The organism is Ideonella sp. A 288, from assembly GCF_002198735.1.
In the GTDB taxonomy this organism is placed as follows: Bacteria; Pseudomonadota; Gammaproteobacteria; order Burkholderiales; family Burkholderiaceae_C; genus Pseudaquabacterium.
In genome coordinates this window covers 1-17,593 of sequence record NZ_MWLO01000140.1, presented here as the reverse complement: position 1 = coordinate 17,593, position 17,593 = coordinate 1, and the positions used below count along the sequence as shown (strand labels likewise).

At 69.8% G+C, this 17,593-nt stretch carries 17 protein-coding genes and 1 pseudogene; 12 read left to right on the top strand and 6 right to left on the bottom strand.

Annotation, left to right across the window (positions count from 1 at the left end; translation table 11 throughout):
- Nucleotides 1–107: 107 nt before the first annotated feature.
- The gene (locus EOINJALH_RS22100; protein WP_088284180.1) at nucleotides 108–3,533 is read left to right on the top strand and encodes an ATP-binding protein; all 3,426 of its coding nucleotides are present in this window, start codon (nucleotides 108–110) and stop codon (nucleotides 3,531–3,533) included.
- The gene (locus tag EOINJALH_RS22095; RefSeq protein WP_088284178.1) at nucleotides 3,514–4,503 is read left to right on the top strand and encodes a response regulator transcription factor; all 990 of its coding nucleotides are present in this window, start codon (nucleotides 3,514–3,516) and stop codon (nucleotides 4,501–4,503) included. Before EOINJALH_RS22100 ends, EOINJALH_RS22095 begins: the two co-directional genes overlap by 20 nt.
- A 67-nt stretch (nucleotides 4,504–4,570) precedes the next feature.
- On the opposite strand, the gene petA is transcribed toward EOINJALH_RS22095, so the two are convergent.
- A complete protein-coding gene (petA, locus tag EOINJALH_RS22090; protein WP_088284176.1) occupies nucleotides 4,571–5,182 on the bottom strand; it encodes a ubiquinol-cytochrome c reductase iron-sulfur subunit in 612 nt (203 codons plus the stop codon).
- 191 nt (nucleotides 5,183–5,373) lie between these two features.
- Between petA and EOINJALH_RS22085 the strand changes: the two genes are divergently transcribed.
- The 7 genes and pseudogenes from EOINJALH_RS22085 to radC all read left to right on the top strand — a co-directional run bounded on the left by EOINJALH_RS22085 (nucleotide 5,374) and on the right by radC (nucleotide 12,007).
- Nucleotides 5,374–6,750, top strand: a complete 1,377-nt coding sequence (locus EOINJALH_RS22085; RefSeq protein ID WP_088284174.1) for a sigma-54-dependent Fis family transcriptional regulator — start codon at nucleotides 5,374–5,376, stop codon at nucleotides 6,748–6,750.
- Between the two features lie 76 nt (nucleotides 6,751–6,826).
- Complete coding sequence (locus tag EOINJALH_RS22080) at nucleotides 6,827–7,180, top strand: hypothetical protein (protein ID WP_088284172.1); 354 nt, start codon at nucleotides 6,827–6,829, stop codon at nucleotides 7,178–7,180.
- Nucleotides 7,181–7,338: 158 nt separating this feature from the next.
- A complete protein-coding gene (locus EOINJALH_RS22075) occupies nucleotides 7,339–8,130 on the top strand; it encodes a HupE/UreJ family protein (protein ID WP_088284170.1) in 792 nt (263 codons plus the stop codon).
- A gap of 40 nt (nucleotides 8,131–8,170) precedes the next feature.
- Nucleotides 8,171–8,524: a DUF6488 family protein gene (locus EOINJALH_RS22070; RefSeq protein ID WP_088284168.1), complete on the top strand. Its 354-nt coding sequence runs from the start codon at nucleotides 8,171–8,173 to the stop codon at nucleotides 8,522–8,524.
- A gap of 4 nt (nucleotides 8,525–8,528) precedes the next feature.
- Nucleotides 8,529–9,581, top strand: coding sequence for a DMT family transporter (locus EOINJALH_RS22065; RefSeq protein WP_234413984.1), 1,053 nt, complete (start codon nucleotides 8,529–8,531; stop codon nucleotides 9,579–9,581).
- A 155-nt stretch (nucleotides 9,582–9,736) separates the two neighbouring features.
- Nucleotides 9,737–10,569: pseudogene (locus tag EOINJALH_RS22060) on the top strand (transporter substrate-binding protein); the annotation flags it as partial.
- Nucleotides 10,570–11,491: 922 nt separating this feature from the next.
- Nucleotides 11,492–12,007 (top strand): DNA repair protein RadC, encoded by a 516-nt coding sequence (radC, locus tag EOINJALH_RS22055; RefSeq protein ID WP_088284166.1) that lies wholly within the window; start codon nucleotides 11,492–11,494, stop codon nucleotides 12,005–12,007.
- Nucleotides 12,008–12,156: 149 nt separating this feature from the next.
- On the opposite strand, the gene EOINJALH_RS22050 is transcribed toward radC, so the two are convergent.
- The gene (locus EOINJALH_RS22050) at nucleotides 12,157–12,369 is read right to left on the bottom strand and encodes a hypothetical protein (protein ID WP_088284164.1); all 213 of its coding nucleotides are present in this window, start codon (nucleotides 12,367–12,369) and stop codon (nucleotides 12,157–12,159) included.
- Between the two features lie 1,084 nt (nucleotides 12,370–13,453).
- Between EOINJALH_RS22050 and EOINJALH_RS22045 the strand changes: the two genes are divergently transcribed.
- From EOINJALH_RS22045 to EOINJALH_RS22035, 3 genes are all read left to right on the top strand, one after another.
- Nucleotides 13,454–13,936 carry a single-stranded DNA-binding protein gene (locus EOINJALH_RS22045; RefSeq protein WP_088284162.1) on the top strand — a complete coding sequence of 161 codons (483 nt, stop codon included), beginning with the start codon at nucleotides 13,454–13,456 and terminating at the stop codon, nucleotides 13,934–13,936.
- 79 nt (nucleotides 13,937–14,015) lie between these two features.
- Nucleotides 14,016–14,906, top strand: a complete 891-nt coding sequence (locus EOINJALH_RS22040) for a DUF932 domain-containing protein (protein WP_088284160.1) — start codon at nucleotides 14,016–14,018, stop codon at nucleotides 14,904–14,906.
- A 113-nt stretch (nucleotides 14,907–15,019) separates the two neighbouring features.
- Nucleotides 15,020–15,376, top strand: coding sequence for a hypothetical protein (locus EOINJALH_RS22035; RefSeq protein ID WP_088284158.1), 357 nt, complete (start codon nucleotides 15,020–15,022; stop codon nucleotides 15,374–15,376).
- A gap of 175 nt (nucleotides 15,377–15,551) precedes the next feature.
- Here EOINJALH_RS22035 and EOINJALH_RS22030 read toward each other — a convergent pair whose 3' ends face one another.
- The 4 genes from EOINJALH_RS22030 to stbB form a co-directional block, all read right to left on the bottom strand.
- A complete protein-coding gene (locus tag EOINJALH_RS22030; protein ID WP_088284244.1) occupies nucleotides 15,552–15,875 on the bottom strand; it encodes a type II toxin-antitoxin system RelE/ParE family toxin in 324 nt (107 codons plus the stop codon).
- Nucleotides 15,872–16,162, bottom strand: coding sequence for a type II toxin-antitoxin system ParD family antitoxin (locus EOINJALH_RS22025; RefSeq protein WP_088284156.1), 291 nt, complete (start codon nucleotides 16,160–16,162; stop codon nucleotides 15,872–15,874). Before EOINJALH_RS22025 ends, EOINJALH_RS22030 begins: the two co-directional genes overlap by 4 nt.
- Nucleotides 16,163–16,255: 93 nt before the next feature.
- Nucleotides 16,256–16,726 (bottom strand): hypothetical protein, encoded by a 471-nt coding sequence (locus EOINJALH_RS22020; protein ID WP_088284154.1) that lies wholly within the window; start codon nucleotides 16,724–16,726, stop codon nucleotides 16,256–16,258.
- A complete protein-coding gene (stbB, locus tag EOINJALH_RS22015) occupies nucleotides 16,723–17,433 on the bottom strand; it encodes a StbB family protein (RefSeq protein ID WP_088284152.1) in 711 nt (236 codons plus the stop codon). Before stbB ends, EOINJALH_RS22020 begins: the two co-directional genes overlap by 4 nt.
- Between the last annotated feature and the right edge of the window lie 160 nt (nucleotides 17,434–17,593).

The window sequence follows — 17,593 nt, the reverse complement described above, 5'->3', positions numbered from 1 at the left end:
CGTCGCCGCGCGCGCCGCCCGGGTGGGCATCGGGTTCGGGGGGCAGGGCGCCGGCGCACCGGCCGCCGTGCACCGCGGTGGCGCGCATCGTGCATCCCTGCGCATCTATGGACGCCGCCGCCCGCCCCATCGATCCGCCGCCGCAGCAGCGCGTCATCAAGGTGCGCCGCGACTACAACGCCTGGGTCGCGCGCGAGACGATGGAAGACTACGCGCTGCGCTTCACGCCGCGCTCGTTCCGCAAATGGAGCGAATGGCGGGTGGCCAACACCGCGCTCGGCGGGGCGGCCTCGTTCCTGGTGCTCGAGGCGCTGGGCGCCACGCTGCTGCTGCAGTTTGGCTTCGTCAACGCCTTCTGGGCCATCCTGGCCACCGGGCTGATCATCTTCGCGGCCGGGCTGCCGATCAGCATCTACGCTGCCCGCCACGGGCTGGACATGGACCTGCTCACCCGCGGCGCCGGCTTCGGCTACATCGGCTCCACCATCACGTCACTGGTGTACGCCAGCTTCACCTTCATCTTCTTCGCGCTCGAGGCGGCCATCATGGCCTACGCGCTGGAGCTGGCCTTCGACATCCCGCCGGCCTGGGGTTACCTGTTGTGCGCGCTGGTGGTGGTGCCGCTGGTCACGCACGGCGTCACCGCCATCGGGCAGTTGCAGGTGTGGACGCAGCCGCTGTGGCTGGTGCTGCTGGTGGTGCCGTACGTCTACGTCTTTCAGGCGCACCCCACGCTGGTGGCCGACCTGCGCGCCTATGCGGGGCTGGACGGTGGCGGCGGCCAGTTCGACGCGCTGCGCTTCGGCGCCGCGCTCACCGTGGGCATCGCGCTGATCACGCAGATGGGCGAGCAGGTGGACTACCTGCGCTTCATGCCCGAGAAGACGGCTGCCAACCGCCGCCGCTGGTGGATGGGCGTGCTGGTGGGCGGCCCGGGCTGGGTGGTGCCCGGTGTGCTGAAGATGCTGGGCGGTGCGCTGCTGGCCTGCCTGGCGCTGCAGCTGTCGGTGCCGCCCGACCGCGCGGTCGACCCCAACCAGATGTACCTGGCCGCCTACGAGCTGGTGTTCCCGCGCTACGGCTGGGCGGTGGCGGCCACGGCGCTGCTGGTGGTGGTGTCGCAGCTCAAGATCAACGTGACCAACGCCTACGCGGGGTCGCTGGCCTGGTCCAACTTCTTCGCGCGGGTGACGCACAGCCACCCCGGGCGGGTGGTGTGGGTGGTGTTCAACACGCTGATTGCGCTGATGCTGATGGAGCTGGAGTTGTTCCGCGCCATCGGTGGCGTGCTGGGGCTGTACGCCAACATCGCCATCAGCTGGATCATGGCGGTGGTGGCCGACCTGGTGATCAACAAGCCGATGGGCTGGAGCCCGAAGGGCATCGAGTTCAAGCGCGCGCACCTGGTCGACGTCAACCCGGTGGGCGTGGGCGCGATGGGCGCGGCCTCGGTGCTGTCGATGCTGGCCTACCTGGGCGTGTTCGGCGCCATGGCGCAGGCCTTCTCGGCCGTCATCGCGATGGCGGTGGCCTTCGTCACCGCGCCGCTGATCGCCTGGGCGACGAAGGGCCGGTACTACCTGGCGCGCACGGCGCCGGAGGGCGCGTACCTGGGGGCCCGCGTGCTGCGCTCCTGCGTGATCTGCGAGCGCGACTACGAAGGCGACGACATGGCGCAGTGCCCCGCCTACGGCGGCCCGATCTGCTCGCTGTGCTGCTCGCTGGATGCCCGCTGCCACGACCTGTGCAAGCCCGAGGCCACGCGCGCGCGGGCCCAGCTCAACGCCGTGCTGCGGCGGCTGACGCCGCAGCGCTGGTGGCCGCAGCTCGACACCGGCCTGGGCCGCTACCTGCTGCTGATGTCGGTGGTGGCGCCGGCGCTGGCCGGGCTGCTGACGGCGATCTACCACGTCGAGCTGCGCCAGATGGGCGATGCCGCGCCGGCCCTGGTGCCGGGCCTGCGCGCGGCCTTCGTCAAGGCCTACTGCGCTCTGCTGCTGCTGGGCGGCGTGATCGGCTGGTGGCTGGTGCTCACGCAGACCAGCCGCCGCGTGGCGCAGGAGGAATCCAACCGCCAGACCGAGGCGCTGGTGAAGGAGATCGACTCGCACCGCCGCACCGACGAGCAGCTGCAGCGCGCCAAGCAGGCCGCCGACGCGGCCAACCAGGCCAAGACGCGCTACATCTCGGCCGTCAGCCACGAGCTGCGCACGCCGCTGAACAGCATCCTGGGCTATGCGCAGCTGTTGGACGAGGACCCCGCCATGCCGCCCCACCGCAAGCAGGCGGTGGGCGTGATCCGCCGCGGCGGCGAGCACCTGCTGAGCCTGATCGAGGGCACGCTCGACATCGCCCGCATCGAAGGCGGCAAGCTCACGCTAGAGCCCAAGCCGCTGCGGCTGCACCAGGCGCTGGAGCAGATCGTGCAGATGTTCGAGCTGCAGGCGCTGGGCAAGGGCCTGCGCTTCGAGCACGACATCGGCTCGGCGCCGCAACTGGTGCGCGCCGACGAGCGGCGGCTGACGCAGATCCTGATCAACGTGCTGGGCAACGCCGTCAAGTTCACGCAGGCCGGGCGGGTGAGCTTCCGCGCCACGCACGTGCGCGAGATGGCCGTGTTCGAGATCGAGGACACCGGCCCGGGCATCGCGGCGGCCGACATCGAGCGCATCTTCGAGCCGTTCTCGCGCGGCGAGCATTCCTCGGGCACCGCACCCGGCGGCTCCGGGGGCACGGGCCTGGGCCTGACCATCGCCAAGATGCTCACCGACCTGATGGGCGGCGAGATGACGGTGTCGTCGCGGCCGGGCGCGGGCACGCTGTTCCGCATCCGACTTTTCCTGCCCGAGCTGCAGGGCGTGCGCGCACCGCAACCGGCCGCGCCACGCAATGGTTATGCCGGCGATCGGCGCCGCGTGCTGGTGGTCGACAACGAGGAGGTCGACCGCACGCTGCTGGCGCGCCGTCTCGAGGCCGTGGGCTTCGACGTGCTGCAGGCCGGCTCGGGCGCGGCCGCGCTGGGCCTGCTGCGCGAGGGCACGGTCGACGCCATCCTGATGGACCTGGCCATGCCCGGCATCGACGGTTGGGAGACGATCCGCTCGCTGCGTCGGCTGGACCTGAGCGCCGCGCCGGTGGCCATCGTCTCGGCCAACGCCTTCGACAAGGGCCTGGACAACGACGTCGGCATCGGCCCGGCCGACTTCGTCACCAAGCCCGTGCGCTTCGACGAACTGCTCGACTGGCTGGGCGCCCGGCTCGGCCTGCAATGGCAGGCGGCGCCACCGGTGCCGCCGCCGCCCACCCGCCCGGCCGGCGCGGTGGCGCCGAGCCGCGAGCACCTGCTGGCGCTGCAGGAGGTGGTGCGCCTGGGCTACCCGCGCGGCGTGCAGCGCCTGCTCGACCAGATCGAGGCCGAGCACCCCGAATGCATCCTCTGGCTGGCGCCGCTGCGCGCGCTGGCCCAGGCCTTCCAGTTCGACCGCATGAGCCCGATGATCCGCGAGGCCCTCCATGAAACCCCTGCCGGCTGACCCCAAGGACACGCCGGGCCGCGTCGAACCGCCCGGCCCGGGCGGCCCGATCGACCGCTCGCGCGCCGGCGTGGTGCTGATCGTCGACGACGTGCCCGACAATCTGGCCGTGCTGCACGACGCGCTGGACGAGGCCGGCTACACCGTGCTGGTGGCCACTGACGGGGCCAGCGCCTTGCGGCGCGCCGCCGAGACCGACCCCGACATCGTGCTGCTCGACGCGGTGATGCCCGGCATCGACGGCTTCGAGGTGGCACGACGCCTGAAGGCCGGGCCCGAGACCGCGCACATCCCGATCGTCTTCATGACCGGCCTGACCGACACCGAGCACGTGTTGGCCGCCTTCGACGCCGGTGGCGTGGACTACGTCACCAAGCCGATCCGCCCGCCCGAGGTGCTGGCGCGCATGGCCGCGCACATGCAGGCCGCGCGTCAGGCCCGGCAGGCGCGCAATGCGCTGGACGCCTACGGCCACGCCACCATCGCGCTGCGCGTGGGCGCCGGCCGCGCGCAGCTGGTGTGGCAGACGCCGCTGGCGCGGCAGTGGCTGCCGGCCTACTTCGACACCGTGCCCGACGAGGTGCCCGCCGCGCTGCTGGATTGGCTGCGCGCCGCCGAGCAGGGCCGCGAGGTGCGGCCGCTGACGCTGGCCCGTGGCGCCCGGCAACTGGTGTGCACGCTGCAGGGCCGCACCGTCGACGAGGACTGGTTGGTGGTATTGCGCGAAGTGAGCGACGCGGCCACGGTGGAAGCCACCATGCTGGCCTTCCGCCTGACGCTGCGCGAGAGCGAGGTGCTGTACTGGGTGGCCAAGGGCAAGACCAACCGCGACATCGGCGACATCCTCGGCTCGAGCCCGGCCACGGTGAAGAAGCACCTCGAGCGCGTCTACGAGAAGCTGGGCGTCGAGACGCGCACCGCAGCGGCCGCGCTGGCCATGCAGAAGGTGCGGGCGCTGAACCCGGGGTGAGGGGCGTCGGCGACGGGCCGCTCGGGCCGCCTTGTCCTCGCCGCTCGGGCCGCCTTGCCCTCGCCGCTCAGGCCGTCTTGTCTTCGCCGATGACCAGCCGCGTGTCGGTGAGGTAGCGGTGCGGCGGCACCTCGAGGTTGGTCGGCGCCGGCTTGTTCTTGAACACGCGGCCGGCCAGGTCGAAGGTGGAGCCGTGGCAGGGGCAGAAGAAGCCGCCGTGCCAGTCGTCGCCGACGCTGGGGTTGGCGCTTTCCTTCGGCACGCCGGTGGGCGAGCAGCCCAGGTGGGTGCAGATGCCCACCGCAACGAAGATCTCGGGGTGGATCGAGCGGCCCGTGTTGCGGGCGTAGTCGGGCTGCTGCTCGCGGGCCGACTGCGGGTCGGCCAGTTGCGCGTCCTGGCCCTGCAGCGCCGCCAGCATCTCGGCGGTTCGGCGCATGATCCACACCGGCTTGCCGCGCCATTCCACCGTCTTGGTGCCGCCGGGCGGGATGTCGCCGATGTCCACCTCCACGGCAGCGCCCATCGCGCGGGCGCGTTCGCTGGGCGTCAGCGTCGAGACGAAGGGCACCGCGGTGCCGACCACGGCGATGCCGCCTGCGCTGGCCGTGGCCATCACCCACTTGCGGCGCTCGGGGTCGTCGGCCAGGGGCGGGGTGAGCAGCAGGGTTGGGTTCATTGCGTGGGGTGGGTGGACGGTGGAAGCGGTGAATGCACTCACGATGCGTGCCATGCGCCGGCCGGGTGAAAAACCGAGTCGAAACAGCCACTTGGCCGCGCGCCATGGGCAGAAGCTGTCATCAATGGCAGTCAGTGCACTGCCAATCCGTCGCAGCGGCCACAATGGCAGCCCCGCAAGGAGGACCATCGATGCCCCGCGCCAAGTCGCCCGCACCGGCCGGGTTGCTGCCCGAACTGGTGTCCTACCTCGAAGGCCTGCCCGAGCCTCACATCCTGTTCGACCGCCACTACCGCATCCTTGCGGCCAACGCCGCCTACCGGCAGGCGCATGGCGGGCCGGTGCCGGTGGTCGGGCGCACCTGCCACGAGGTGTCGCACCACTTCAGCGTGCCCTGCGACCAGGCCGGCGAGAGCTGTCCGCTGGCGCGGGCGCGCGAATCGGGCCAGCGCGAGCGGGTGATGCACCTGCACCACACGCCCCAGGGCGAGGCCTATGTCGACATCGAACTGGTGCCGCTGCGCGACGCGCAGGGCGAGCTGAGCTACTTCATCGAAAAGATGGCGCCGTTGCGCGTGGCGCACGGCCGGCCCGCGGTGGAGGGCTTGATCGGCCGCGCCCCGGCCTTCCGGCAGATGCTGGAACTGGTGGCGCGGGTGGGCCCGTCGGGCGCCAGCGTGCTGCTGCTGGGTGAATCGGGCACCGGCAAGGAATTGGTGGCCCATGCGCTGCACGAGGCCAGCCCGCGCGTGGCGCGGCCGCTGGTGGTGGTGGATTGCGCCAGCCTCACCGAGTCGCTGTTCGAGAGCGAGCTGTTCGGCCACGAGCGAGGCGCCTTCACCGGGGCTGCCGTGGCCCGCACTGGCCTGGCTGAGGCGGCCAACGGCGGCACGCTGTTCCTCGACGAGGTGGGCGACATCCCGCTGCCGATGCAGGTGAAGCTGCTGCGCCTGCTGGAATCGGGCACCTACCGCCGCGTGGGTAGCACCGAGCTGCGGCACACCGACCTGCGGGTGGTGTCTGCCACCCACCGCGACCTGCGCGCGATGGTGGCCGATGGCCGCTTCCGCGAAGACCTGTACCACCGCCTGGGCACCTTCCCGATCCATGTGCCGGCGCTGCGCGAGCGCGCCGACGACATCCCGCTGCTGGCCGCCGCGCTGCTGGCCCGCGTGGCGCCGCAGCGCCGCCTTTCCCTGTCCGCCGCCGCGTTGGCGCACCTGCGCCAGCAGCCGTTCCCGGGCAACGTGCGCGAACTGCGCAACGTGCTCGAGCGGGCATCGCTGCTGTGCGACGGGGCGGTGATCGAGCTGGCCCATGTCGACCGGGCGCTGGGGGCGGGCGGACCGGTGTCGGCCGTGCCGTCGCCGGTGCCGCGGCCGGGCTCGCCAGCGCCGCCGGCGTCTGAGGCCGCCAGGGCGATGAGGCCGCTGCGCGAACTGGAGCGCGAGGCCCTTCGCGCCGGCCTGGCCGCCCACGGCGGCAGCCGCGCCGACCTGGCGCGCACGCTGGGCATCAGCGAGCGCACCCTGTACCGCAAGCTGAAGGCCCTCGGCGACGGGGCTTGAGCCGGCAGCGGCCTGGCTCGTGTGTCGACATCGGCACCACAAGACGACTCGAGTTGCTCACCTTTAGAATTCCGCGATGCTGCGCCGTTGGATTGCCCTGGTCTTGCTGCTGCTGCAGTTGCAGCCGGCGCTGGCGTTCATGCCTGATCGGGTGAGCGCGCTGGCGGCCGAGATCGACCATGGCGCCATTCACCAGGCTGGCCAGGCTCACCATCACGACGATGGCCTGGGCGTTCAGCTCGACGACGACGATGCTGCGGCCACGCTGCATGTCCACCATGACGGTGGACACCACTCGGCGCTGCTGCCGCCCGTGGCGGTGACGGGCGTGGCGATGGGTGCGCCGGACGCTCGGGCGGCGTTTGTCCGCGGAGTGCTGCCGGATCCCCATCTCGAAGGGCCCTTGCGCCCGCCTCGCCAACGCCAGTGATCCGTCTGCTGCGCCCGCACGGGTGCGGCTCGAGGTTCACCATCGGTCTGGCTGCTGACGCCCGCGCGGCTGGCAGGCCGGACCGGGTGGACACCCCCAAGGATCCGCCCGCTCGTGCGTCGGCACAGCCGACGTCGAGCCTCCTTGCACGGAGCTCCATGGCCAAGTCTCATTTCATCCGCGCAGTCTGGGCGCTGGCGCTCTTGCTGACGCCGCCTTTGCTCTGGGCGCACGGCATCTCCGCCGAAGACCGCCAGCGCATGCTCGACGGCGGCTACCTGCAGTACGTCGGGCTGGGCGCCAGCCACATGCTCACGGGCTACGACCACCTGCTGTTCCTGTTCGGTGTCGTGTTCTTTCTGACGACCTTCAAGGACATCGCCAAGTTCGTCACCGTCTTCACCGTCGGCCACTGCATCACGTTGATCTTTGCCACCTTCTACGGCATCACTTGGAACTACTTCCTGGTCGACGCCGTGATCGCGCTGAGCGTCATCTACAAGGGCTTCGACAACCTCGGTGGCTTCCAGCGTGTCTTCGAGATGGAGAAGTCGCCCAACCAGCTGGCGGCCGTGTTCGGCTTCGGCCTGCTGCACGGCTTCGGCCTGTCCACGCGCCTGCAGCAGGTTCCCCTCGGCGATGACTCCGCAGCCATCCTCTGGCGCATCCTGAGTTTCAACCTCGGGGTGGAGCTGGGGCAGATCGCTGCCCTGACCGTCATGGTGGCCGTGCTGGCGTACTGGCGCCACACGCACTCGTTCCGCCGCATCAGCCGCGTGGCCAACCTGGCGCTGATCGTGGCGGGCGGGCTGCTCTTTCTGATGCAACTGCATGGCTACCTGCACGACTCCGACCCGAATGGCTTCCGGTTTCCCGCCGAGGAGCATCGCCACCTCCACGAAGACATGGATGTGGAAAAGTCGGTGGACCCCAGCCGCAACACGCTTTGACACGCCCCTACCCCCACAAGCCATTCAAAGGAGAGTCCACATGAAGACCATCCTCACTGCCTCGGCGCTGGCCGCCAGCCTGCTCGTGCCCGCCGCCGCGTTCGCCGGCGAGGACGCCAGTTGCCATTTCCACGGCAGCAAGCCTGCCGCCGAAGCCACCGTGGTGCAGTGCGCTGCGCAGTACAAGGACCTGTTGGTCAAGCAAGGCAAGCTGGACAAGTCCTGGCAGTCCGTGGCCAAGGCGGACAAGGTGGAGCAGGTGCCCGGCAAGCGCGGCAAGGAGTGGAAGCTCGCCTTCAAGAACCCTGCCGCGGCAGACAAGGACAAGGCCACGCTGTACCTGTTCTACACGCTGCCCGGCAACTTCATCGCGGCGAACCACACCGGCCAGTAGCGTCGTGACGGCGCCCAGGCCCCGGCCCGCCGCGCGCGGCGCCGCATTGGCGCTGCTGTCAGCCTTGCTGTTCGGCGAGAGCACGCCGATGGTCCAGCACTTCGGCGCCGGCCTGGGCGCCTTCTCCACCGCCGGCCTGCTGTACATCGGCGGGGCCTCGCTGGGCTGGCTGCTGCGTCAGCCGGCGGAGCGCGAGGCTCGCCTGCGCCGCGGCGACCGGGGGCGCCTGCTGGCGATGGCCCTCTTCGGCGCCGTGGTGGGCCCGGCTGCGCTGGCCTGGGGACTGCAGCGCACCAGCGGCACCGGCGCATCGCTGATGTTGACGCTGGAAGCCTTCTTCACCGCGGTGCTGGCCTGGCGCCTGTACCGGGAAACGATGGACCGCCGCGTCTGGGCCGCCATGGGCCTGCTCTTGCTCGGCGGTGCTTGCCTGGTGTTCGACCAGGGCCGGGTGGGGGCCTCGTCCGGCGTCGGCCTGTTGGCAGTGGCCCTGGCCACCGCCGCCTGGGGCGTCGACAACACCTTGTCGCGCGCGCTGGCCGAGCGCGACCCGGCGCAGGTCGTGCTGGCCAAGTCCGCACTCGGCGCCTTGTGCTCGGTGGCGCTGGCCTGGTTGATCGGCGAGCCGCTGCCGGCCTGGGGCGCGGCCCTGGCCCTGCTGGCCGTCGGCGGCCTGGGCTACGGGCTCAGCCTGCGGCTGTACCTGCTCGCGCAGCGCGCCTTCGGAGCGGCTCGCACCGGCTCGGTCTTCGCGTTCGCCCCGTTCGTCGGCGCGGTCATCGCGGCCGCGCTGGGCGACCGGTCGTGGGGCCCGTGGATGCTGCTCGGCGCAGGCCTCATGCTGGCTGGGGTGGCGCTTCACCTGGTGGAGCGCCATGAGCACGAGCACGAGCATGTCGCGATGGAGCACGAGCATGCCCATCGACACGACGACGGCCACCACGACCATCCCCACACTCAGGCGGTCGAGGGCGGGCACAGCCACTGGCATCGACATGCGCCGGTGCGGCACGCGCACCCCCATGTGCCGGACGTGCATCACGCGCATCCTCACTAGAAGGCGGGTGCCAGCGGCTGACCCGGTGCGCTGGCGTCGCGCCGCTGCTGCACCGCCGCATACGCCATCCGTCGTATTCCTGATCCGGCCCCGGGTCCCTACGCTCCGTCCGTCGTCGTCAACACATGCCTCACGGCACTCAGGAGCGAAACCCCATGTCCTTGAACCACCCCACCCGCCGCCGCGTCGGCCAGGCCCTTTCCGCTGTCGCCATCGGCCTGGCCGGCATGGGCATCCTGCCCTCGGCCTTCGCACAGTCGACCATCAAGGTCGGCGTGCTGCACTCGCTGTCGGGCACGATGGCCATTTCGGAGACGGTGCTCAAGGACACCGTGCTGATGGCCATCGACGAGATCAATGCCAAGGGCGGCGTGCTCGGCAAGAAGCTCGAGCCGGTGGTGGTGGACCCCGCGTCGAACTGGCCGCTGTTTGCCGAGAAGGCCAAGCAGCTGATCAGCCAGGACAAGGTGGCCGTGGTCTTCGGCTGCTGGACCAGCGTGTCGCGCAAGAGCGTGCTGCCGGTGTTCGAAGTGCTGAACTCGCTGCTGTTCTACCCGGTGCAGTACGAAGGCGAAGAACTGAGCAAGAACGTGTTCTACACCGGCGCCGCGCCCAACCAGCAGGCCATTCCCGCGGTGGAATACCTGATGAGCAAGGACGGCGGCTCGGCCAAGCGCTTCGTGCTGCTGGGCACCGACTACGTGTACCCGCGCACCACCAACAAGATCCTGCGCGCCTTCCTGCACAGCACAAGGGCATCAAGGACCAGGACATCCTGGAGGAGCACACGCCCTTCGGCCACTCCGACTACCAGTCCATCTTCGCCAAGATCAAAAGATTCAGCTCCGCAGCCAAGAAGACTGCCATCGTCTCGACCATCAACGGCGACAACGTGCCCTTCTACAAGGAACTGGGCAACCAGGGCCTGAAGGCGACCGACGTGCCGGTGGTGGCCTTCTCGGTGGGTGTTAAGGAGTTGCGCGGTGTGCCCTCGACGTACTCGCTGACGATCAGATCCGCATAGCTCATGACCGGTCGCTGCTCCTGATGCACTAGTTGAGCGGCGGATTATTCAGCAGGTGGGAGGGCAGACAGCGACAGCGGCCTCGGTCGCGCAGGCGTTCAGGACCAGCAATCGCGGCTGTGCCGCCAGACTGCTGGGCGACACCGCAGGGCAAGCCAATGCGGGCAGGGCGAGCAGGGATCGAGCAGTCGACAGCTGAGCGATGCCTGGAATGCGATCACCCGGCGCGGGGCGCTCGCGCCAAATCGCGGCCAGGTGCCCGTCGGCCATGCCGTAAGGCCAGTCGGACCTACCGGCGTCGCCACGGTTTGATGTCGATTGCGCGTCGTCGCGACCAATGGCTCGCGCGATACCTGACCACTGACGAATTCCATCCGAATTTCATCGATCGAAACGCTGTGGACCCTGCCTAGACTCCGACAACCGAGATGAGGATGACGCCATGCCGAATCGATGCTGCCGGGTCGCCTGCACGAACGTCGCTGGCTGCGATGGTCCAAAGCTGGAATCAGTCACGGCCGATGTCCGGCGGTCTGAATTCAGGACGGCTGACGACGCCTTGTTGTCGAGTCGGGACCGACACCGTTCAGGATTCGGCAGGCCGATCGCCAGATCCATGGACGCTGTACCGCGTGCGGAGAACCGCCTTGGGCCAGGCCGTCGCTCGCGCGAGGCGCGGCCGATGGACGCGGTGAATGGGACGTTGATGGTCGCTGGGGGTTTGCCGTGTCGGTCCACGCTACCACAGCGTTCTCGCCGTCAAGGTCTGCGCGCTCGCCTGGGCGAGCGCTTGCGGCCTTCGGCCGTCTGCGAACCCTGACGGCTTGCGCTGCGCCGTGGTGGCCCGGTCCCGGGCAATCCCGCCCGACACAGACCGGAGCCCGTCATGTCGCCGTCAACTCTTCCGTCCGTCCGCACAGCCGATGCACTGCTGGTGCGCGATGTCGATGGCCAGTACCGTCCCGCCCGTGCCGACGAGGTGCTGCACCAGGCGCGGTGCGTGCTGTCGCGGCAGGTCAGGCGCGGTGCCGCGATATCCTCGCCGCAGGCGGTGAAGGACTACCTGCGAGTGAACTTCGGCGGCCTGGAGCACGAGGTGTTCAGCATCATGTTCCTGGATGCGCAGCATCGCATGCTGTCGTTCGAGGAGATGTTTCGGGGCACGGTGTCGCAGACGTCGGTCTATCCGCGCGAGATCGTCAAGAAGGCGTTGTCGCTGAATGCGGCGGCCGTGATCCTGGCGCACAACCACCCTTCGGGAGTGGCCGACCCGAGCCGCTCGGACGAGTACCTGACGCAGGCACTGAAGTCCGCGCTCGCGCTGGTCGACGTGCGGGTGCTCGATCACATGGTGGTGGCCGGTGCCGAGGTGCGATCCTTCGCGGAGATGGGACTGCTTTGACGCTTGGGTTGCAGCCTTCACGAGCGGCACGCTGCCAGTCCGCTCGTGATGCGCTTGGCGGGTCATGGCAGATTGCTGTATAAATAACCAGCCATGAAGTCTTCATCGCCTCAGAACTGCTGCCGAATGTGCGGCGCCACCAGCTACCGTCATGTGATCGCGCGCGACGACAGCGGCGCCATGAAGCCGACCGGGCTGTACCAGTGCTCGAGCTGCAGCGTCGTCTTCGCGGATCCCAAGGCTTGGCGTGAAGGTGGCGACGATGTTCCGGTGGGATCGTCGTCGCCGATCACACCCTTGCGACCGTCGACCGTCACCGCGTTGCAGGCCGCGGCATCGGCGCCGTTCGCACCCCAGTCCACTCAGCCGACGTAGCCTGTCCGGCAGGCGGGCGAGCGCCGTCCGGGTCGCGTATCTCCAGTGCGACTGGACCTGTCGGTGCGGCTCGAAGCATGGCCTGCTGGCGTCGCCGAAGTGCGGTCTGTTCGTGGGGGTACCAGGCACGCCCAGTGGTTGCCGGACGTCGAGGAACTTTGAGCGAGCCGTGCGGAGGATTTGTCTATTGACCGGGTTGACTGGCGGAGGCGGCGATTGAATGGCCGTTGACGGTTTGTCCTGCTGTCGGACACCGATGGCACTCGCCACGATTGCAGCGCGGTTCAGTTTGGCCCTAGTGGTAGGCGTGTTATTCGACTGGCTGGGCAGTCAGGTCTGGGCGTGTCCCCGCTGCGCGGGGCCGGGCTGTTGCGCTGCGCGTCGAGCCGCTGGCAAAGGCCCAGCGTCTCGCCCCTGACGGGCTGCCATCCCTTACGCAACCCGGTCAGGCCGGCGATGCCGGCAAACATGACGACAGCGGCCCGTTCCCGTGCCCGGGGATCGCGGGCCTGGGTTCCTTCACGCTGCGCGTGAACGACGCCCGCTCGACGAACTGGCCGGCGCTTCGCTCGCGGCGCTGCGCTTCGATCGCTGCGCGCCGGCCAGATCGTCGCCCCGGTCACCCGCCGAACCCGATGCCGGGCCGCTGAACTTCTGTGATGTGCTCGCCGCGGCTCGACCGCCGCGCCAGTCGCCGCCTTCGGCCGCTTGGTGGCACGTCGGCCGCAGAGCCGCCGCGGCTCGTGACCTGGCGGGCGGCTTCGCCATGCTGTGCCGCCCGCCCGAGGAGGCAGCGCGTGAGCCGGTCGTCCCACCGCGCTCCCCCCACGGCGCCCCCATCCACGAGTGAGGGGGACTTGTGGGGGGATCCAGATGCGGTGGGCCGGGAAACCGGCTCACTGCTTCGGCTGCCGGCAACCCCACCCATCCCGAACCCCTTCCCGTGAGGGAAGGGGCTGTCCCCACCCCCCGCCCGCCCCAGGGCGGGAGCGAGGGAGTCCGAGCGAGAGGATCAGTTTCCAGGGACACCCGGACCGGGACCCGGCTGAGGCCTCCTGCAAGGAGATCGTCATGGCCCATGTTCAAGTCACCCAGCGCCACGCCCACCTGGCCAGCGCCGTCAAGCTCGAGTTCGTCAACGGCCGCGAAGGCCAGATCGCCCGCGCGGTGCTGACCGCCATCAGCAACACCCGGCGCGCGAGCAAGGGTTCCGGCGACGCCCGCGAGGAGGAGTCCACCGCGATCCAGTGGACGCTGTGGGGCAAGCAGGCCGAGAACGCCGCCGAGTACCTGGGCAAGGGCAGCCACGTCAACATCATCGGGCGGCTGCGCAACAACAACTTCGAGAAGGACGGCGAGACCGTCTACGGCATGGCCTTCACCGCCGAGGAGATCGACTACCTCGACAGCCGGGCGGAGTCCGAGGCGCGCCGCGGCCGCGGCACCAGTCCGGACGACACCGCCGGCCAGGCGAGGCCCGGCACTGCGCCCACCGGCAACCCGAACCGCAACCGGGCCCGCAATGGCCGTCAGCCGGCGCACGCTGGCGCCTGACACCAGAGCAGGGCGGGCAACCCCGGCACGGCCTGGCGCCCGCCCTTCGCATCGAACCCAACGACCGAAGGAACCCATCATGTACGCGACCCCAACCCACACGACCCCGAATCTGGCCACCCGCTTCGCGCCCAGCACGCGGGTGCTGCGCAGTGACCAGCCCCTGAGCGAAGACCAGATGCGCCACGCCGCACCGTCGATCTTTGCCGAGGGCAAGCACGCGAGCCGCTCCGAGCGCTACACCTACATCCCGACCATCAACGTCCTGCGCGGCCTGCGCCGCGAAGGCTTCGAGCCCTTCATGGTCGCGCAGGGCGCCAGCCGCGTGGAGGGCAAGGCGGCGTTCACCAAGCACATGATCCGCATGCGCCACCACCGTGGCACCAGCGGCCAGGTGCAGACGCGGCCGGAGGCGAACGAGATCATCCTGATCAACAGCCACGACGGTGCCAGCAGCTACCAAATGTTGGCCGGCAAGCTCCGCTTCGTCTGTCACAACGGCCTGGTGGTCGGCGACGTGGTAGAGGACCTCCGCATCCCGCACAAAGGCAGTGTCCAACACGACGTGATCGACGGTGCCTTCCGCGTGCTCGACGAGTTCCAGAAGGTGGACGAGCACACCGAGGCGATGAAGGCACTGCAGCTCGAGCCGCCCGAGGAGATCGCGTTTGCGACGGCGGCGCTGGCGCTGCGCTTCGGCGAACGCGCGGTCGAGGAGGGCGGTGGTCACAGCGCGGCACCGATCACTGCCGAACAGCTGACCCAGGCCCGGCGACCCGAGGACCTTGGCCGAAGCCTGTGGGCCTCATTCATGAGAGTGCAGGAGAACTCGATCCGTGGTGGACAGCCCGGGCGCAGTGCGCAGGGGCGCCGCCTGCAGACCCGCCCGGTCGGCAGCATCGACCGCAATGTGAGCCTGAACCGTGCGCTGTGGATGCTGGCCGAGGAGATGCGCAGGCTCAAGGCCTGACCTACTGGCCCTGCGCGCAGGATTCGGCCTCGAATCCTGCGCTCCGACGTCCTCGCACCAGCCCGACCATTGAGTCAGCGCCCGCCGCGGGCGCACCGCACGGAGGTGATGAGGTGAACCCGTCCCCCGACCCGCTCGGCGACCTGGATACCTTCGTGACCCGGTCCGACGACGCCACGCGCAAGGGCGCCGCGGCGTTTGCCCGCCTGCTGCAGCTTGCCGAGACCCGCGACTCCGGCCAGATCCCGCGCATCGCCCGTTTCCTGGCCGCCACCTACAACGGCCAGGCCTTCCAACTCGACCTGTTCGAGCTGCGCGCCGTCGACATTGCCATCAGCGACGACATGCTGTGCTGCCTGGACGCCCTTCGCTGGGGCCGGGCCGACCTGCACACGTTGATTCCCGACGGTGACGCCCGCTTGCGCGCCGTGATCGACCGCTGGGGACTGCGCTGGCCGAGCGAGGCCTGAGCGCCGGGCCGCGGTGCTGCGGGGAGGGTGAAGTCTCGCGCGGGCCGGCTTTCGCCGGCCCGCGCAATGCCTGGCGCCGCGCTGGCCTTCGGCCGCACGGCACCGATGCGCTGCGCGCAGTTCGTGAAGGCCGCCGTCGCTCCAGATTCTGTGTCGTCGGCGGTCGCGCTCGGCGTCAGTCCTCCCCGTCGATCGACAAGGCGGCCTCGTGGTCCTGGCCGCCATGGAACACGCCGACGACGGCAACGGTCCGCGCCCCGGCGTCCACGGCATAGGCGATCACGGTCCGCCCCTTGTGGTGGGTGAGCCGCAGGCCTGGCCGAATGTCGTTCCGCGCCACGCCACGCTGCGGGAACCGCGCCAGGCCTTCGCAGGTCTCGACCACCGCGCCGGTGTAGCGCTCCGCGATCTTCAGTGACGAGCGCCCGGCGATGTACAGGAGCAGCGCTTCGAGTTGGTCGATCGCCTCAGGGGCGTAGCCGACCTGGGACGACGTCAGGCCTTCGCCGGTGCCTTCGTCGACAGCTTCTTGTGTGCGGCGGCCAGGCGAGCCTTGACGGCGCCGACCCCGACCGCACGCGAGGGGTCGCGCTTCAACGCGTCGCAGGCGGCGGCCACGTCCCTGCGCAGCCAGTCGTCGACGGCACGGTCGCGCGCCAGCAGCACGCGCAGGCCGTCGCGGATCACTTCGCTTTCCGTGGCGTACTCGCCGGCCGCGACCTTCGCCCGCACGGCCTCGGCCATCTCGTGGGGCAGGGTGATGCTGAACTGTTGCGTCGAGCGCACGGCGATCCTCGCGGCTTGCGTAGGATTCAATCCTACACCGGGCCGCCCCGCTCGTTGGCTTTGCGAACCCGGTGCCACCTGGCGCGCCCGCGATCACCGTGCCCACAGCCAGGCCGCCAGCGCCCAGGTCAGGGCAGAGGCAAGTACCGCCGTCGCCGCGTGCGTCAGCCAGACATCCCAGGGGCGGGCGCCCCGCTCGGCCAGATCCACCAGGTGATGCAATGGGACGGCGAGTCGGGCCATGGACGGGCCGATCTCGGCCCGGAACAGTGTCCGTGCCGCCTCTTCCATCGCCCGTGCCTGTGTGTCCAATGAACTGCGGGCCATCTCGTCAGTGCGGCGGGCGATGTGCTTGACCGCCAGGACCTTCGCGTTCTCGGTGATGCCGGCCATGCGGTTCTCGAACGCGATGATCTGGCCTGCGAGCTCCGTGCTCGCATTGACCAGTGCGTGGCGGCTGGCATCCATCACGGGGGTCACGGCCTCCACGCGATCGACGAGCGCCGCCACCTCGCCGAGGGTCTCGACGATGAATGCCTCGCGGGCGGTGCTCGGGCCGTTCATGCTGGCACCGCCTCCAGCGCGAGCGCGGCAAAGCACGCATCGAGCTCCGGCACCACGCCGCAGGCCAGCCTGCGGGTGGCCAGCTTGTGGGCCAGGTCGAGCTTCGTGGCGGTGTCCGGGGCCTGGACAATCAGGGACTTGTAATTGGTGTCGTCGCGCGCCAGCGTGGCGAGATCGGCTTCGCTGCATCGGATCCGCGCGTAGATCTCGTTCGCGCCCAGGCGGCACGCCGGGTTCGCGATGGCGACGGGCTGCTGCTGCAGGAAGGCCAGCACGAGGAAGAAGGTCGGCTGGACGTCAACGCCGTCTTCGAGCATGTTGAAGACGAGCCTCACCTTGGACGGCGGCACACCCAGCCGCGCCAGCGCGACCAGCGTGGCAATGGTGTCCTGCTGCTGCTTGAGGGCCGGTACAGTCGGCACGACGAAGCCATCGAAGTCCTCGTGGCTGCCCCGGTAGCGCTGCATCAGGCCGAGCAGGTCCTCGACATTGCTGGCGCCGATGTCGACCACCGCACTGTGGACGGTCTGCAGGTACTCCTGCAGCTCCCCGAACTGCCGGCCGCGCAAGGCCTGCCCCTGACCCTCGTCGGCGTTCAGGCTCTCGACGACGACCAGTTCCGCGCCGTCGATGCGGGGGACCAGCAGGTGCCTGGCCAGCGTGGTCTTGCCCACGTTGCCCGAGAAGTTGATGACGGCGATCTTCATTTGAGGTCCTTTCGGAGGTGCCTGGCGCGGACCAGGGGGTTGGTGATCTGACTGCTCATGAACGCCTCGGCAACTTCCCTGGCGCTGCGCGTGTCGCCGGGGGATCGGCCGTCGAGCGAGACGCGCGACGGCGGTGTCGAATCTGGCAGGGCGGGCAGGG

Coding starts and splice junctions, on each gene's coding strand:
- EOINJALH_RS22100 (WP_088284180.1), top strand. CDS start 108: ATGGACGCCGCCGCCCGCCCCATCGATCCGCCGCCGCAGCAGCGCGTC.
- EOINJALH_RS22095 (WP_088284178.1), top strand. CDS start 3,514: ATGAAACCCCTGCCGGCTGACCCCAAGGACACGCCGGGCCGCGTCGAA.
- petA (WP_088284176.1), bottom strand. CDS start 5,182: ATGAACCCAACCCTGCTGCTCACCCCGCCCCTGGCCGACGACCCCGAG.
- EOINJALH_RS22085 (WP_088284174.1), top strand. CDS start 5,374: ATGCCCCGCGCCAAGTCGCCCGCACCGGCCGGGTTGCTGCCCGAACTG.
- EOINJALH_RS22080 (WP_088284172.1), top strand. CDS start 6,827: ATGCTGCGCCGTTGGATTGCCCTGGTCTTGCTGCTGCTGCAGTTGCAG.
- EOINJALH_RS22075 (WP_088284170.1), top strand. CDS start 7,339: ATGGCCAAGTCTCATTTCATCCGCGCAGTCTGGGCGCTGGCGCTCTTG.
- EOINJALH_RS22070 (WP_088284168.1), top strand. CDS start 8,171: ATGAAGACCATCCTCACTGCCTCGGCGCTGGCCGCCAGCCTGCTCGTG.
- radC (WP_088284166.1), top strand. CDS start 11,492: ATGTCGCCGTCAACTCTTCCGTCCGTCCGCACAGCCGATGCACTGCTG.
- EOINJALH_RS22045 (WP_088284162.1), top strand. CDS start 13,454: ATGGCCCATGTTCAAGTCACCCAGCGCCACGCCCACCTGGCCAGCGCC.
- EOINJALH_RS22040 (WP_088284160.1), top strand. CDS start 14,016: ATGTACGCGACCCCAACCCACACGACCCCGAATCTGGCCACCCGCTTC.
- EOINJALH_RS22020 (WP_088284154.1), bottom strand. CDS start 16,726: ATGAACGGCCCGAGCACCGCCCGCGAGGCATTCATCGTCGAGACCCTC.
- stbB (WP_088284152.1), bottom strand. CDS start 17,433: ATGAAGATCGCCGTCATCAACTTCTCGGGCAACGTGGGCAAGACCACG.